Genomic DNA, 17,032 nt, shown 5'->3' with positions numbered 1-17,032 from the left:
TATGTATTTCGCGGATGTACACTGCCACATCCTGCCGTGCGTGGATGACGGTGCATCGAGTATGCGAGAGGCGGTGGCAATGCTTCAAATGGAGTACAGGCAGGGAGTCAGGACCGTGCTGCTGACGCCGCATTACCGCAGAGGGTATTTTGAGACTTCTAGACAGACGGTAAGAGAGCAGTTTGCGCGGCTGTGCCGGATAATGGCGCAGGATATCCCGGATATGCAGCTGTATCTTGGTTGTGAGCTTTATCGGCAAAATGAGATGGGGAGGCTGCTTGAGTCAGACAGCAGCTATTGTATTGCCGGTACAAAGTATGTGCTGATTGAGTTTATGCCAGGTGATCTGGCAGATACGATCTGGCGCTGCGTCGGGGAGCTTCTGATCGACGGATACCGTCCGGTGATCGCTCATGCGGAGCGCTACAGGGCGCTGCGGGATATGAAGTTCATCCGGCGCCTGGTGGACTCCGGCGTATATATCCAGATGAATGCGGGAAGTATCCTGGGAGAATGCGGATGGTCGACAAAGCATTTTTGCAGCAGACTGCTCAAAGAAGGATATGTACATTTGATAGGGAGTGACGCGCACCATACAGACAGGCGTATGCCGTGTATCGGACCGTGCGCGGAGTATCTGAGAAAAAAGCTCGGGGAGCGCGAGATGGAGCGGCTTCTTACAGAAAATCCGCGGGCAATGCTTGCGGGAGAATATATTTGATTGCGGAGGAGAAAAAATGGAACCAAGGAATCAGGAAAAAGAGTCACAGCAGATTGATCTGATGGAATTGCTAAGCGTGATGCTCAGCAGATTCTGGCTGATCCTGTTTGCCGGGATCCTGGTGGGGATCTGCGCACTGATCTATACAAAGGCGACGACAACGCCGATGTATACCTCTACTACCAAGATGTACATATTAAGTAAAAATGAGGATACGGCTGCTGTAAACAGCAGTGACCTTGCTTTGAGTGCAACCCTTGCAAATGATTATGCACAGCTCATTAAGGACCGTACGGTTATGGAGAGCGTCGTATCAGAGCTGGGTCTGTCTATGAGCGCAGAGGATCTTGCGTCAAGAGTGGCGGTGACGCTCCCGGATGCAGGACGTATCGTGACGATCAGCGTCTCTGATCCGGATCCGTATATGGCGAGCAAGCTTGCTACACAGGTACGCGATATGGCGGCAGTGCACATTCAGGAAGTCATGGATACAGGCGCAGTCAATGTCGTGGAGGAGGCAAACATTCCACAGGCGCAGACTCTGGGAAGCTATAAACGGAACGGAATGATGGGTATGCTGGCGGGCATGGTGATCGCGATGGCGATCATCTTTATCCGCTACATGATGAATGATACGATCAAGCGTCCGGAGGATGTGGAACGGTATCTGGGAGTCAGCGTGCTTGGCTCGATCCCGATCATGGAGTCAGACAGGAAAAAGTCGAAGAAGCAGAAGTAGAGACAAAGGAGTAAATGATGGCAAAGATAGAGATTAAGACGGATGCGTTGAATTATGAATGTGACGAGGCCTTTAAAGCACTTCGCACCAATCTGCAGTTCTGCGGCGATGATAAGAAGGTGATCGTGTTTACGAGCTGCACACCGGATGAGGGAAAGAGTACTGTGGTGCATTATCTGGCAATGTCTCTGGCAAATACGGGAAAGCATGTCCTGCTGATTGATGCTGACCTGAGAAAATCCGTGATGGCAGGCAATTACCGGATTCCTGAAACCTTAAAAGGACTTTCTCATTTTTTGTCGGGACAGGCTCCTTTGGAGGATGTGCTGTGCAATACAGATATTGATACGCTGAATGTCATACTGGCCGGGCCGATGCCGCCGAACCCGTCGGAGCTTCTGGCAGGGGAGACCTTCCACAAGCTGCTTGGCGCGGCGCGTGAGACGTATGATTATATACTGATCGACTGTCCGCCGCTTGGCAGTGTTATTGACGCGGCGATCGCGGCAAAATACAGCGACGGTGCAGTGATCGTAGTGGAGGCAGAGACGATCAGCTATCGTTTTGTCCAGGAGATCAAGGAGCAGCTTGAGAAGGGTGGATGTCCGATCCTTGGAGTTGTGCTCAATAAGGTAGATATCCGGGGACAGAAGTATTATTATAATTACTATAATAAATATGGCAAGTACGGGAAAAAATACGGATACGGGAAATATACGAAGTACTATGGGGACAGTGAAACAAAGAAAAAATAGTGGCGCTTAGGCTACTGAGAGGAATGACCTATGAAAAAAGTTGTCTTGGCTTTGCTGATCGCAGGCTGTATTGCCGCGGGGGGATTATATTACTGGATGGGAACGCAGGAGGACACTGTGCCTCCGGTGATCTCTTTTTCGGATGAGCTGGTGCTGTACCGGGAGGGAGACGATATGGAGCTGCTGCTGAAGGGAGTCACAGCGCAGGATGATGTAGATGGCGATGTGACAGATTCCGTGGTAGTGGAATCCGTACTTCCTATGAAAAATCAGACTTCGGCTACTGCCATTTACTATGCAAAGGATAAGAGCAATAACATCGGACAGGCTTCACGCCGGATTGAGTATCGGCCGGCAGATGGGGCGGACTGGCTGGATTATGAGCCGGAGACAGAAAGTCAGACCGAGCAGACCGAGGCACAGACGGATGAGTTTGCGCAGCTTCCGCCGGAGAACCCGAGGATTTATCTGACGACAGATCACTATACAGTAAAAGCCGGAGAGGACTACAGCCTGTTGTCCTTTGTAAAGGATATTACGGATGATGAGGATGGACCGGACTGGCTTTATTATCAGATCCATATCGCAGGCATGCACGATATCAACGGACCTGGTACATATGAGCTGTATTATTCTGTGGTCGACCGGGATGACAATATGTCTAACCGGGCAAAGCTGACACTGACGATAGAATAGGGATGGATGACGATGCAGCTATATAATTACAGGAAAAAACGGAAAAGAAGGCTTTCACGGACTGTCTGCTCACACAGCCATCACCGTCATCACCACCGCAGAAGACGACACAGCAGTCCGGGCAGGCGGGCAGGAAAAGCAGTTCTTATTACGGCCGTTGTGCTGCTGGTGATCGCGGTTGCCGGCTTTGGAGGCTTTACGATCCTGCGCAGTACAGGAAAAAGTGATCTTATGAAATATGCCGGAGCCGTGCAGATGGACCTGAAGGATGCACAGGATGAGAGCGGACTTGTATCAAAGAATGGGAAGAAGTACAGATACAATGAGGACATCATCACCCTGCTGTGTATGGGAGTTGATCAGGGAAGCGAGAGCTGGGAAGAAGTGCGCAGCGAGGGCGAAAATGGACAGGCAGACGCGATTTTTCTGGCAGTGCTGGATCAGAAGGCACATAGTCTGAAGCTGATCGGCATATCCCGCGATACGATGACAGATATTGCGACGTATGACCGCCAGGGCAATTATGTCGGCGAATCCAGAAATCATCTGGCATTGGCATTTTCTTATGGAACCTCTAAGCAGGAAGGGGCAGAGCTTGTAAAGGATGCAGTTTCTAATCTGTTTTATCATCTGCCGATCCATGGGTATGTGGCGATCGACTGGGATGCGCTTGGAAAGATCAATGATTCGGTAGGAGGCGTCGCAGTGACACTGACGGAGGATATGATCCTGGCAGGAGAGCCGTACTCCGAAGGAGATACGGTCCGACTGAATGCGGAACAGACAAAGAGCTATGTGAGATACCGTGGAGATGCGCTGGGAAGCAACAATGCGCGTATGAACCGGCAGAAGACGTATGCGAACGCCTTTATACAGGAAGCCAGCGCCGCGATCCGAAAGGATCCTCTTCTGGTGGCAGATTTGTATCAGGAGCTTACCTCAGATATGGCAACAAGTATCGGTGTAAATGAAGCGGTTTATCTTGCATCGCTGCTCCCGTCTATTCAGTTTGATATGGAAGATATTCAGATGGTAGAGGGAAAGATAAGACAGGGTGCGAGGTATGAGGAGTTCTATGCAGACGAAGAGAAGCTGATGGATCTGATTCTCGAAACTTTTTATCAGGAGGTACAGGAAAGGTGAGGATGAGGCAATGAAAAAATTCCTTTTGTGCCTTGCGGCGCTGCTGGCTGTCATCGGTGCCGGTGCAGCTGTCTTTGTATGGAGAGAGCGGACACTGGAGGAGGAACGGACAGAGCGTTTCCTTGAGATGCGGCAGAAGGCAGATCTTTCCCAGCAGGATAGTGACCTGGGAGAGATCCCTGTGGATTTTGAAGAATTAGAGGCGATCAACCCGGACATCTATGCATGGATCACAGTGCCGGGGACTACGATCGATACGCCGGTACTGCAAAGAGAAGGAGACGTTTCTTATTATCTGTCACATGCGTGGACAGGGGAAGCGGATGCAGACGGCTCCGTCTGCAGTGAGAGCCAGTATAACGGAACAGATTTCGAGGATGCGCATACGGTTTTGTATGGAAATAACTGCAGTGACGGAACGCTCTTTGGCAGCCTGCGCTTATTTGAGGATGAGAGCTTTTTTGACACGCATCGTACGATAGCAGTGTACACCCCGGACGCGATCCGGTATTATCGTATTTTTGCGGCATACGAGTATGACAGCCGGCACCTGCTCCAGAGCTTTGACTGTGGCAGTCCCGAAGGGATGGATAAATACATAAAAGAGATCCTGTCGCAGCGCAATCTGTATGCACAGATAGACGAGGCGGCATGTACAGATACTGTGGTGGGGGAGGACACCAGGCTTCTGACGCTTTCTACCGGAAGCAGCCGGGGCGATGGGATGACCTATCTGGTGCAGGGGATTCTCGAAAAGACATTTTTGCGGTAATGAAGCAGAGCGTTCTGTTTTATTATATATGAGATTTAGTTTATGATTAAAGGAGGAACGAAGATTATGAAAAGAATTCTGGCAGCAGCACTTACAGGAACTATGCTTCTGGGCCTGGGACTTTCTGCCGGCGCAGCTCCGAGCATACAGGGCGGCGGCGCGCAGCAGGGAAATATTCCGGCTGAACAGGTCGTAGAACAGGATCCGGTCGGTTCACTGGAGGGTGCGAAGGTAGAGCAGCTTGCTGAGGGTACTGTGACCTGGGCAGAGATCATCCGCGACAACTATACGGAGGAAGAACTGGCAGTCATCGACAGCCTGAATGAGGCAGATGCAGAAGTGACCGTTAAGGAAGCGCTGGAAGAGCTGGTGGATATTTCGCTGATCAAGCTCTTTGATGCAAACGGTGAGGTAGCAGATGCAGATATACAGGCTCTTCTTGAGGAACTGCATTTTCTTTCCCCGGTGTGGGAGCTTACCTTTGATGGTGTAGAGCCGACAAAGGAAAATCCGGTGATCTGTACATTTACTGTAAACAACCTGACAGAGGACATGGAAGTCTACATGCTGTTTGACTGCGAAGAGGACGGCTGGGAGCTTCTGAAGGCAGAAAAGGCAGAGGATAATCAGGTGAAGGTAGCTATCCACAGCACATCTGCTCCGGCAGCCCTTGTATACCGTCAGGCGGATGCAGACACAGATGCAGCAGAAGGCACATCGCCGGTTGCAGCAGAGGCACAGACAGAAACAGAAGCCCTGACAGAGGCACAATAATATCAGCAATAGCCCCGGAAATGCGAGACAGGAGACATTTCCGGGGTTATTTTATAGGACTTTTAATTTTCCTTTAATTTTTCTCATATAAAATACAGACTATAAGAACAGAAAACAGAAGGCAATGCAGAAAGGGGAAATTATTTTATGATGAAGAAAAAATATATGGCGTTTCATGCAGTGGTGATCGCGGGTATGCTGATGACAGGCGGGCTGGGTGCGGGAGTACTTCCGGCAGCTGCAGAAGAGACGACACAGGAGACTCAGACGGGAGGAATCCGTGCAAAGGCGCCGCAGGGAGTACGCGCCGCGGATAAGAATGAACAGGAAAGCGGCAGTCTGGAAAGCGCAGATGCAGATCAGACAGATGGAGGGAAGGATGCGGGGAAGAAGCGCCCGGATGCATCTGACAGAGAGTGGGAGCCCTCCCAGGAGGCGGCGATCCAGGCAGCGCTTGCCGATGCTGGACTGACACAGGAGGAGCTGACAGGACTTCGGGTGAAAGAAGATACAGATGACGGACATCCAATCTATGAGGTAGAGCTGTATGTAGATGCAGAGGAATACAGCTATGAGATTGATGTGCAGACAGCGCAGATCCTTGAAGCAGAACATGAGGTGGAGGAAGACTATGACCGGGTGCCGGAGGATCCAGATGCGCTGACACGTGAGGAGGCGACACAGATCGTCCTTGATAAGGTGGAGGGCGCTACGGATATGGATATCCGAATAAAATATGAGTACGATGACGGAAAAGAAATGTACGAAGGAGACCTCCTCTATGACGGCATAGAATATGAGTTTGAACTGAGCGCGCTGGATGGGCAGATCCTTGAGTGGAGTGAGGAAAAAGCCTTTTAAGACAGTCTCGCTTATACAAAGCAGAATATAGAAGGAGCTGATCCGTATGAGGATATTAGTTGCAGAGGACCAAAAGGATATGAACCGTCTGATCACAGGCCGGCTGACAGCAGAGAATTACAGTGTGGATTCCTGCTTTAACGGGCAGGAGGTGTTTGAGTATCTGGCGTGTGCGGAGTATGATGCCATCGTGCTGGATGTGATGATGCCTGTGATGGACGGACTGCAGGTTTTGAAAAAGCTCAGGCAGAGCAAAAATCAGATCCCGGTGCTATTGCTTACCGCAAAGGATGGCATTGAGGACCGGGTGCAGGGGCTCGATGCGGGAGCGGATGATTATCTCGTTAAGCCATTTGCGTTTGAGGAGCTGCTCGCGCGCATCCGTGTGATGCTGCGAAAGCCGGTAGCTGTGAAATCAAATATATGCCGGGTGGGGGATCTGGAGGTACATCTTGATACACAGCAGGTACTGCGGGCAGGCAGGGAGATCCGTCTTTCCGGAAAGGAATTTTCTCTTTTGCGTTATATGGCGCAGAATGCCGGCACTGTGCTTTCACGGGAAAAGCTGGAGCAGCATATCTGGAATTATGATTTCACAGGAGGCTCAAATGTGATCGACGTATATATCCGTTATCTGCGGAAAAAGATTGATGAGGGGCAGGAGCACAAGCTGATCCACACAGTACGGGGAGCAGGATACGTGCTGAGGGAATAAAGTTATGAGACGATTATCTTTGAAGATAAAGCTGACGCTTTTGTATACGATCCTGATGACGGCTGTGACATGCGGTGTATTTGCCCTGCTCTTTTCTCTGAGTGGAAAGGAGCTGCTTGCGAGTGTGCAGAACCAGCTGGAGCAGAAGGTCTCAGAGGCGGGAGAGCACATTGAGAATGACAATGGAAAACTGAACTTTGATTCAGAGCTGATGAGCCTGGAATACGGCGTATATTTGTCCGTATATGACGCGGATGGATATTTGCTCTATGGTAAGGTGCCGTATGGTTTTGATAATTCAGTTCTGTTTGAGGACGGAACGGTGCGCAAATACGCGGCAAACGAGATTGAATTTTATGTGATGGACCTGTTTTACGACATTACCGACTACGGCTCTGTTGTGATCCGGGGAGTTGCCTCGATCACAGCGGCAGAAGCGAGCTTTCGGTTTGCGATCCGCCTGACGGCGATCCTCATGCCGCTGCTCACGATCCTGACAGCTGTGACGGGATATCTGATGACGCGGCGGACGCTGCGCCCGGTCAGCAGGATCACAGATACGGTGTGTGAAATACAAAAGGACGGAGATCTCTCCAGAAGAGTAGCACTGGGGAAAGGAAACGATGAAATATACCGCATGGCAGACACCTTTGACCGGATGCTGGTTCAGCTGGAGGAAGGCTTTCGCAGGGAGCAGAAGTTTGCGTCCGATGCTTCGCATGAGCTTCGGACGCCTGTCGCTGCGATGCTGCTGCAGTGCGAAGAATTATTAAAAGATGATACCCTGTCTTCACAGACCAGAGAGGGCATAGAAATGCTCAGGCAAAAGTCCCTGTATCTTTCTCAGATCATCTCACAGCTCCTCTTTTTGACGCGCGCCGATCAGGGAAGGCAGAAAATTTCACTGGAGCGGCTGGATTTCGGAGAGCTGACGGAGCTGGCGTGCGAGGAGGCGCAGAGTCTGGCACAGGAACAGTCTCCTGCGATTTCCATCGAGACACAGATTGAAGAAAACCTCTACATCCTTGGGGATGAGACATTGCTGATCCGGTTCTGGATGAACCTGCTCCAGAACGCAGTCACGTATGGCCGTCCAGGCGGACACATCCGCGTGACAGCACAAAAGGGCATTGGCCGGATCGAAGGGACGATCCTTGATGATGGCATAGGGATCAGTGAGGAGGACCTTCCTCATATCTGGGAGCGTTTTTATCAGGCGGATATATCGAGAACAAGAGAAGACAGCTCCGGGCTGGGGCTGTCTATGGTAAAATGGATCGTAAAAGAACACGGAGGAGAGATTACGGTCAGGAGCCGACTGGGAGAAGGAACAGAATTTGTTTTTTGGTTTCCACTGGCATGATATCCATATAGTTGCGAGTACAGTATGAGTATGGTATAATGGAAAAAACGTGCGAATGTTATCGTTGTTTCAGCTGAATCGTTAGCAAAATTTTAATTTTTGAAAAATATGAGGAGATACAAAATGAAAATAGCAGTAGCAGGTACCGGTTATGTAGGACTGTCGATTGCGACGCTTTTGGCACAGCATCACAAAGTAATGGCAGTGGATATTATTCCAGAAAAGGTAGAACTGATCAACCAGAGAAAATCACCAATTCAGGACGAATATATAGAAAAATACCTGGCAGAGAAAGATCTGGATCTTACTGCAACTCTGGATGCGCAGGCAGCGTATCGGGAGGCGGATTATGTTGTAATCGCAGCGCCGACAAATTATGACAGCAAAAAGAATTTCTTTGACACCTCTGCTGTGGAGGCTGTGATTCAGTTGGTGATTGAATGTAACCCCGATGCGATTATGGTGATTAAATCAACGATTCCGGTAGGCTTTACTGCATCTGTTCGGGAAAAATATCATTGTGACAATATTATTTTCAGTCCGGAATTTTTGCGGGAGTCAAAGGCTTTGTATGATAATCTGTATCCGTCACGGATCATTGTCGGTACGGATGTAGAGAATGCCCGTCTTGTAAAGGCTGCAAAGGCATTCGCCGGACTGCTTCAGGAAGGAGCGATCAAGGAGAATATTGATACGTTGATCATGGGATTTACGGAGGCAGAGGCGGTCAAACTCTTTGCTAATACGTATCTGGCATTGCGTGTTTCTTATTTTAATGAACTGGATACGTATGCAGAGATGAAGGGATTAAATACACAGCAGATTATTGACGGGGTCTGTCTGGATCCACGTATTGGCAGCCATTATAACAATCCGTCTTTTGGCTATGGGGGTTACTGTCTGCCTAAAGATACAAAACAGCTCCTGGCAAATTATGCAGATGTTCCCCAAAATATGATGTCCGCGATCGTAGAGAGCAATCGTACACGTAAGGACTTTATTGCGGATCGCGTACTGGCAAAGGCGGGATATTATGATTATTACAATCGCGGCGATTTTGCAACAGATCAGGAGAGGGAATGTGTGATTGGCGTATACCGCCTGACGATGAAGTCCAATTCCGATAATTTCCGTCAGTCATCTATTCAGGGTGTGATGAAACGGATTAAAGCAAAGGGAGCAACGGTGATTATTTACGAGCCAACGCTGGAGGATGGAAGCACCTTCTTTGGCAGCAAGGTAGTCAATGACCTGAACAGGTTTAAGGATATGAGTCAGGCGATCATTGCGAACCGTTACGACAGCAGCCTGGACGATGTGCAGGAAAAGGTATACACCCGTGATATTTTTTGCAGGGATTAGAGTGTGTACTGGGGCATAAAAGACAGGTTAGCGGAGGAAAACAGCAATATTTCGTAACAAATATTTAATAAAAATGACAGAAAGCTTGACATAAATTCTCCTGCATACTAAAATAAAGCCGTATGAAAATAAGTTGCCGATGGAGGAAACAGCAAGATGAAGCTGATTATTCAGATACCATGTTATAATGAAGCAGAGACACTGGAGATCGCACTCAACGATCTGCCCAGGCATATTGACGGGATTGATGAGATCGAATACTTGATCATCAATGACGGAAGTAAGGATAATACCGTTGAGGTAGCCAGGAACTGGGGCGTGAATTACGTTGTTAATTTTAAGCAGAACAAGGGGCTTGCGAAAGGGTTTATGGCAGGTCTTGATGCGTGTCTGAGAAATGGTGCGGATATTATTGTAAATACGGATGCAGATAACCAGTATGTGGGGGATGATATCGAGAAGCTTGTTCGTCCGATCCTGGAAGGGAAGGCAGATATGGTGATCGGAGAGCGACCAATCGATCAGACGGAACATTTCTCACCGCTTAAAAAGAAATTGCAGCATTTTGGAAGCTGGGTAGTCAGAAAGGCATCTAAAACAGATATTCCAGATGCACCGAGTGGATTTCGTGCGTATAGTCGTGAAGCTGCGCTGCGCATGAATGTTGTAAATGAGTACACATATACGCTTGAGACGATCGTTCAGGCAGGGCGCAACAAGATTGCCGTGACCTCTGTGCCGATTCGCACAAATGGAGAGCTGCGACCATCCCGGCTGTTTAACAGTATGATGGGCTATGTAAAGAAATCCATGCTGACGATCATCCGGGCATTTTTAATGTATAAGCCACTGATGTTTTTTTCGATTCTTGGAGGTGTTTTAAGCCTGGGTGGAGTAGGGATCGGTATCCGTTTTCTGTTCTTCTATTTTGGAGGAACCGGGGCCGGGCATGTTCAGTCGCTGATCCTTGCGAGCATGCTGATCATTCTCGGTGTTATGACGATTATTGTAGGACTTCAGGGAGACATTATTGCAGCAAACCGAAAGCTGCTTGAGGATATTCAGTACCATGTCAGAAAGTTAGATTATGATAATCAGGAGAAGAATCAGGATGAAGCAGAGTAATAAGTCAGGTGCCAGGATCCTTCAGGCATTATCACTTGTATTTCTGATGATTCCTGTGTTCTATGCAGCAATGGGCACAGGAATCATATCCAATATTGGATACGAAGATGTTTACTGGGAACGAGCAAGATTTTTGTTGGGGCAGGGAGGTGCTACCTTATATGGCGGCAGTTCCTTATGCTCATTAGGGTACAGCCTGGTTTTGATGCCGATCTGTGCTATTTTAAAAAGTCCATATGCAGCATATAAGGCAGCGGTTTTATTAAATGGTGCTTTCCTTTGCGGCAGCTATGTAGTATCAGTGATGACGGCGCGCAGACTGTTTCAAAAGGAAAAGGAGACATTTCTTTCGGCTGCCTGCTTTTTTGCTGCGATCATTCCAGTGTTGTCAACAGCTAAAAGTTTTACAGGACCGAAAATGATCGTGCTGTTTCTTGTATGGCTGAGTTTTTATTGTTTTGTGCAGCTGCATGAGCAGTACCGCAGTGGCAGAATGGTTCTGCTTGCTGTATGCCTGATTCTTTTGCCGTTTTTTCAGATCGGCTTGCTTGGGTTTGATGCTGCAGTGATCGTATGTCTGGGGATTTTGACAGGACGAAAAAAGCTGGATGAGACGGTTTGGCTGAAATTGATACTGGCTGTATTGCTTGGCGTAGCGGCAGGAAATATTGCAGAGCGGTTTGTTCTGCATAGTTTTGTGGAAGCAGCTGCTCTTGATGTTGTTCCGTTTTCTTCTTTAGAGGTATATCTGAATGGATTACGCACTGGATGGGAAAATGGATCCTTTTCCGGGTTGTTTTCTGCATTTATGGGGAAAACCTATGTTCTTTTAGTAAACAGTCTGCTGCTGATTGGTCCGGCGGTCTGGTTTTTGATCAAAAAACACGGGTGGAAGCTGCGAGAAAGCATTGATTTTATTTTTTATGTGTTTTTATTTCAGTTTATCCTGACTGCATTGTTTGATAATTCCAGAAGCGTATCAGTGGGACTGACTTCACTTAGTGGTATTGAGGTATGTGCACCACTGTTGGTTCTTGCGGGGATTATCTATGTAAAACATACAGTGAACTGGTCAAAGGAACTGATCGCCTATCTGCTTGTGACCTGTGTATCTGCGATTATTACTGCTGGTGTTTATCAAAAAAATAGCGTAAACCAGATATCCAACAGTAACAATGGTCTATTATTGCTGTTTCAGAACTGGGGGATGAACGCGGCAGCGGTCGTATATTGTGCAGCGTGTGTCGCGGTTCTTTTAGCAATGATTTTTTTGTTCTGTGCAAAGGCAGATATGAAAAAAAAGAAGCAAAACCAAGTGTTAAGAGTAATGGGAATCACAGGTTTTTTCATACTGTGTTTTGGCAGCAATCTCCTTGTATACCGCCATACGGCAGTCAAGTTTACGGAAAACAGCTTTCAGACACTGGCTCCTGTGGCATCTGTGCTTTCAGAACTTGGAGAAGAGCAAGAGTGTTACTATTATGCGGAAGGCGGGATTGAAAAGGAACTTGTGATCCTGCAGTCTCTGGCGCCGCGGCAGGAGATCCAGATCATTCAGAACGATAAAAAAGAGCAGAATAAGTTTTTCGAATTGTTGCAGGACGAAACACAGACTCCGGTAATTCTTTCCAAAACAGGGAAGAAAATAACAGAAAGGACTTTTCCGGAAAAACTTCCAGAGTATAAGCTTCTTTATATGACAGGGCAGTACGCACTCTGGGCAAGACGTGGAAGCCAGGCAGAGACTGCGATCGAGCAGATTGTTGAACAGAGAATGGAACAGCTTCCGCTGCATTCCAGCATAGATACAGAGGAAGAAGATACTTTATCAGATGAGGAAGTTGAAGAACTGGAGAGCGCGGGTCAGGAGACAGATGCGGAAGATCTGGCAGATGATAATCTGGAACAGGCAAACCAGGAACAGGCGGAGACAGAGACGGAGACAGAAAAGAAGAAAGAGACTTCCAGAACAGTGACATTTGGAAAGGCAACAACACTTGTTCCGGGAACTTACCGCATGGAAATCTATTTTGGCAAGGTAGGGGAACTGTCAGGAAAGACGGGCGATATCAAGCTGACTCATGCAGATGGTTCGCTCGTTACAAAAAAGATAGATGAGAGCGTATTAAACGACAATAATGGTCTGATAAGTATTCAATTTTCAAGCGCAGATATTATGCGCAGTTTTAAGGTGCAGTTAAGCGGCAGTATTGCTGCAAACGCAGAGGTAGATCATATCTATTATTGGAAGACTTCACCTGCGTATACAGTAGGACTGAATGGTGGAAATACGACTGCTGATGCATGCGAAGCAATACAGGAGCTCGATGCACTTTGTGGGGAGAAGGGTACGGTCGCTTATATAGCCAGCGATACACAGAATATCAGTGATCTTTCAGTGAGCTGCTTTGAGGAGCGTTTACCGGAATACGATGTGCAGATCATTACAAGGGATGAGGCGGCATCTGCACAGGAAGATTATCTGATCGGCGTTACATCCTCCCACTCATACTATAATGCAATGGAGCAGTACTCTGTGATCCAGCGGGGAAAATATTATACAGTGCTCGTACGCAATGAATCAAAAGCGTATAAGACGTATCAGAAGAATGGCGGAGAGCTGCTTTCGCAAGGAACACTAATGAAAGCTTTGGCATTTTCTGATGAGATCAGGTCTGCTAAGAAAAACACAGGTAAAAAAGACGCAGATACAGATCGGTTCTCAGATAATAATCAGGCGACTGAGACAGCGATTGCATTGGAAGCAGGAAGCTATGTATGCTATCTTGAGGTGGTGCAGCTTACAAGAAATATGCTTCCACAGGGGGAGATCGGAAGAATTCAGTTTTTTGATGCAGAAGAAGGAACCATTTTTGCGGAGCAGACGATTGAAGATACCGATCTCCTGAGGGATGAGGATGGTACTACTTATATTAAGGTACCTCTTGCGTTGAAAGAAAAGTGCAACGCGCTGTCTTATAAGCTTGAGACAGGCGACAGTCTCAGGATGCATTCCTCACTGCTCGGTATTGAGCTGACAGCAGAAAAGTACCAGTTCGGTCAGGAGGAGCCCGAGCTTGAGATGCTGTGTGGGATTGTAAATGAGAATCCGGAAGCAGAGAAACTGTTTGTCGTACAGAAATTTGACCAGATAAGAGATGGTAACAGTGGATTCGATTATCTGACAGAGAGCATGCCGGAGGTACAGATCGAGACGATTACGTATGGGGAAGCAAATAGCTCGCTTGCAGATGCCTTTTTGCTCACACATGGACTGTCAGCAGATTATCTCAGGCTGCTCGGAAAATATAATATCATCGGGCAGGCGGGGCAGTATACACTGTGGGCGCGCAGTGAAGGAAAGGTTGCGCAGGTGGCACAGCAGCAGGAACATCCAGCGCTGAACAATGGAAGAAAGATATCGCTTGAGAGCTTAGCTCTTGCAAGCGGAACTGAGACAGAGGATGGTACAGCTGTCAAGCTTCCGAAAGCCGTATATAATATTACTTTGAAGCTGGCTGCGCCTGAGGTAGAGAGTGATGATACTGTCGAGGTTTACCTGATGTGTGATAAGTCAGAGAAGGAAGTGAAGGAAGAGCTTGAAGCGGTGCTTGCAGCTGGTTATGCGAGGAAAGAGGCTATACAAAAAGTAAAGCTACAAAAAGTATGTGGGCAGGCTACTTATGCAGGCTATCATTTTAAAGAAGATAAGAGTATTGTCATTACTTTGAAAACTGATAAAGAGAGAGCTTTGGAAAACCTTTCGGTTGATGCATTCAGTTGGCAAGGATGCAAGATAAAAGGAGAAGTAATATGGGTGGAGATTGTGTAAAAAAGAAAAAACTTCTGGTGACGGGATCGACTTTCCCGCGTTGGAAAGGGGACACAGAACCGAGGTTTGTTCTTGATCTTTCAGAAGCTTTGACAGAGTATTTTGATGTGACGGCATTAGTACCGGCTGCGCCAGGGGCGAAGAATCAGGAAGTAATGAATGGGGTAAAAGTGATCAGATATCATTATTTCCCGATCCATAAATGGGAGACACTCTGCTATCCGGGTGCGATTGTACCCCGAATTAAGGAAAAGAAAATTAGGGCGTTATTAGTTCCGTTTTTATTTTTGTCTCTGTACTGGCATTTATTTCGTTTACTTCCTCAGTTTGACATTGTACATGCACACTGGATTATTCCGCAGGGGATTGTACAGTCATTTTTTAAAAAACCGTATATTGTAACAAGCCATGGGGGGGATATTAAGGCTCTGAATATAGGAATTATTAAAAAGCTAAAAATACAGTGCTTGAAAAAAGCAAAATGTATCACTGTTGTATCAGAGCTGCTAAAGGGTGAAGTTCGGAAACTTTGTGATACTATAGAAGTGCGTGTTATTTCCATGGGATATAATGCTTTAGAATTTGGAAAGCAACATGCAGTATTAGATTATTTTAAGCAAGGTGACAAAAAAGTAATATTATTTGTGGGAAGACTGGCTGAAATAAAAGGTGTCACATACTTAATTGAAGCTATGAAGCAGGTAGATGCGAAACTTGTAATTGTGGGTGATGGAACATTAAAAGATGCTTTAAAACAACAGGCAAAAGAACAAGGTGATAAAATAGTTTTCCTTGGTGCTAAAACGCATGAAGAATTGAAAACTATTTATGCTTCAGCTGATATATTTGTTGCTCCATCTATTACGATGCCGGATGGTTCAAAAGAAGGGTTTGGTTTAGTTATGTTGGAAGCAATGGCATCAGGAATTCCAGTCATTGCTAGCGTTTCAGGGGGAATTGCCAGTTTAATACATGATGGGGAAAATGGAATGTTGTGTCCTGAAAAGAATCCAACAGCTATAGCAGAGAAAATAAATAGATTGTTACAGGACGAAGAGTTGTATAGAACAATTGTCAATAATATGAAACAGTTGATTAAAGGTTATGATTATCGAGTTATAGCCAGACAGTATGCGGATATTTTGAATGATCGTGGGCAGGAGTGAAGATGGAGTTGATTAGTGTAATCGTGCCAATATATAACGTTGAGAAATATTTGGAGCGGTGTGTAAATAGCCTGCTAAACCAGAGATATAGAAATATAGAGGTGCTATTAGTAGATGACGGTTCAACGGATAAATCAGGAGAAATCTGTGATTCTTTTCAACAGGTAGATACCCGAGTGAAAGTGTTTCATAAAAAAAATGGAGGGGTGTCTGACACAAGAAATTTTGGAATTGAAAAAGCTACGGGAGAGTATTTGGCATTTGTTGATTCTGATGATTATGTTTCATCGGATTATCTGGGTTCCTTATATACAATGTTGACGCAAAAGAATGCAGATATTGCGATGTGCTCTTATCAAAAGACAAAAAGTAGTAAAATCGAGTATAATGATAATATAACCGCGTATGATACAGCACTGATTAGTAACGAAGAAACTTTAGAAAAAATGCTGTATAGAAAAGGTATTGATTCCTATTGTTGGGGAAAATTATATAGAAAAACATTATTTGATGAAATACGGTTTCCCGTTGGAGAACTATTTGAAGATGTCAAGATTATGTACAAAGTGTATGATAAAGCAAATAGGATAGTTTTCAATCAGGCAAAGCTTTATTTTTATTATCAAAGATCTGGCAGTATTGTGAATTCGGAGTTTTCTATAAGGAAAATGGATCAAGTCTTGGCATCGGAGGAAGTGCTTGAATTTATCAGCAGAAAGTATCCTGAGCTTACAGATGCAGCGGCTTCCAAACTGTTTATAGCGGCAGTTGATATTTTCAGGAGAATTCCAGGAAAGGGAGCGTATAAAAAAGAGAAGCTATATTTGAAATCTATTATTAAAAAGTATCGTACAAATGTGTGGAGAGATAACAAAAACAAACGATTTACACGCTTGATAGCGCTAGCTTCTTTTATTAATATTGAGTGGTTTTCACTTGGGGGAAGGGTATTTCAGTTTTTGAAAGATAAAAAAATAATTAGATTAAAAAATCCTGTTTAGTTTGGAG

General features: G+C 46.4%; 15 protein-coding genes. All 15 read left to right on the top strand.

Annotated elements, in window-relative coordinates; genetic code table 11:
- Nucleotide 1: 1 nt before the first annotated feature.
- The 15 genes from QOX44_RS01300 to QOX44_RS01230 all read left to right on the top strand — a co-directional run bounded on the left by QOX44_RS01300 (nucleotide 2) and on the right by QOX44_RS01230 (nucleotide 17,025).
- Entirely contained in the window at nucleotides 2–721 is a 720-nt protein-coding gene (locus QOX44_RS01300; RefSeq protein WP_283680843.1) for a CpsB/CapC family capsule biosynthesis tyrosine phosphatase, read from the top strand.
- 16 nt (nucleotides 722–737) lie between these two features.
- On the top strand, nucleotides 738–1,460 hold the full coding sequence (locus tag QOX44_RS01295) for a YveK family protein (protein WP_283680842.1): 723 nt from the start codon (nucleotides 738–740) through the stop codon (nucleotides 1,458–1,460).
- Nucleotides 1,461–1,477: 17 nt separating this feature from the next.
- Nucleotides 1,478–2,215: a polysaccharide biosynthesis tyrosine autokinase gene (locus QOX44_RS01290; RefSeq protein ID WP_283680841.1), complete on the top strand. Its 738-nt coding sequence runs from the start codon at nucleotides 1,478–1,480 to the stop codon at nucleotides 2,213–2,215.
- A gap of 30 nt (nucleotides 2,216–2,245) precedes the next feature.
- Entirely contained in the window at nucleotides 2,246–2,911 is a 666-nt protein-coding gene (locus QOX44_RS01285; RefSeq protein ID WP_283680840.1) for a hypothetical protein, read from the top strand.
- Nucleotides 2,912–2,923: 12 nt separating this feature from the next.
- The gene (locus QOX44_RS01280) at nucleotides 2,924–4,054 is read left to right on the top strand and encodes an LCP family protein (RefSeq protein WP_283680839.1); all 1,131 of its coding nucleotides are present in this window, start codon (nucleotides 2,924–2,926) and stop codon (nucleotides 4,052–4,054) included.
- A gap of 10 nt (nucleotides 4,055–4,064) precedes the next feature.
- The gene (locus QOX44_RS01275; RefSeq protein WP_283680838.1) at nucleotides 4,065–4,826 is read left to right on the top strand and encodes a class B sortase; all 762 of its coding nucleotides are present in this window, start codon (nucleotides 4,065–4,067) and stop codon (nucleotides 4,824–4,826) included.
- Nucleotides 4,827–4,892: 66 nt separating this feature from the next.
- Complete coding sequence (locus QOX44_RS01270; protein ID WP_283680837.1) at nucleotides 4,893–5,600, top strand: hypothetical protein; 708 nt, start codon at nucleotides 4,893–4,895, stop codon at nucleotides 5,598–5,600.
- Between the two features lie 147 nt (nucleotides 5,601–5,747).
- On the top strand, nucleotides 5,748–6,461 hold the full coding sequence (locus QOX44_RS01265) for a PepSY domain-containing protein (RefSeq protein ID WP_283680836.1): 714 nt from the start codon (nucleotides 5,748–5,750) through the stop codon (nucleotides 6,459–6,461).
- A 46-nt stretch (nucleotides 6,462–6,507) separates the two neighbouring features.
- Entirely contained in the window at nucleotides 6,508–7,176 is a 669-nt protein-coding gene (locus tag QOX44_RS01260; protein ID WP_283680835.1) for a response regulator transcription factor, read from the top strand.
- 4 nt (nucleotides 7,177–7,180) lie between these two features.
- The gene (locus tag QOX44_RS01255) at nucleotides 7,181–8,539 is read left to right on the top strand and encodes a sensor histidine kinase (RefSeq protein WP_283680834.1); all 1,359 of its coding nucleotides are present in this window, start codon (nucleotides 7,181–7,183) and stop codon (nucleotides 8,537–8,539) included.
- A 123-nt stretch (nucleotides 8,540–8,662) separates the two neighbouring features.
- On the top strand, nucleotides 8,663–9,901 hold the full coding sequence (locus QOX44_RS01250) for a nucleotide sugar dehydrogenase (RefSeq protein WP_283680833.1): 1,239 nt from the start codon (nucleotides 8,663–8,665) through the stop codon (nucleotides 9,899–9,901).
- A 156-nt stretch (nucleotides 9,902–10,057) separates the two neighbouring features.
- Nucleotides 10,058–11,026 (top strand): glycosyltransferase family 2 protein, encoded by a 969-nt coding sequence (locus QOX44_RS01245; RefSeq protein ID WP_283680832.1) that lies wholly within the window; start codon nucleotides 10,058–10,060, stop codon nucleotides 11,024–11,026.
- A complete protein-coding gene (locus QOX44_RS01240; protein WP_283680831.1) occupies nucleotides 11,013–14,858 on the top strand; it encodes a hypothetical protein in 3,846 nt (1,281 codons plus the stop codon). Before QOX44_RS01245 ends, QOX44_RS01240 begins: the two co-directional genes overlap by 14 nt.
- Nucleotides 14,840–16,024: a glycosyltransferase family 4 protein gene (locus tag QOX44_RS01235; RefSeq protein WP_283680830.1), complete on the top strand. Its 1,185-nt coding sequence runs from the start codon at nucleotides 14,840–14,842 to the stop codon at nucleotides 16,022–16,024. Before QOX44_RS01240 ends, QOX44_RS01235 begins: the two co-directional genes overlap by 19 nt.
- A 2-nt stretch (nucleotides 16,025–16,026) precedes the next feature.
- Nucleotides 16,027–17,025, top strand: coding sequence for a glycosyltransferase family 2 protein (locus QOX44_RS01230; RefSeq protein ID WP_283680829.1), 999 nt, complete (start codon nucleotides 16,027–16,029; stop codon nucleotides 17,023–17,025).
- Nucleotides 17,026–17,032: the final 7 nt, after the last annotated feature.

Origin of the sequence: Parablautia sp. Marseille-Q6255, from assembly GCF_951230155.1 — a bacterium.
GTDB lineage: Bacteria > Bacillota > Clostridia > Lachnospirales > Lachnospiraceae > Choladousia.
This window is presented reverse-complemented; position numbering and strand designations above follow the sequence as displayed.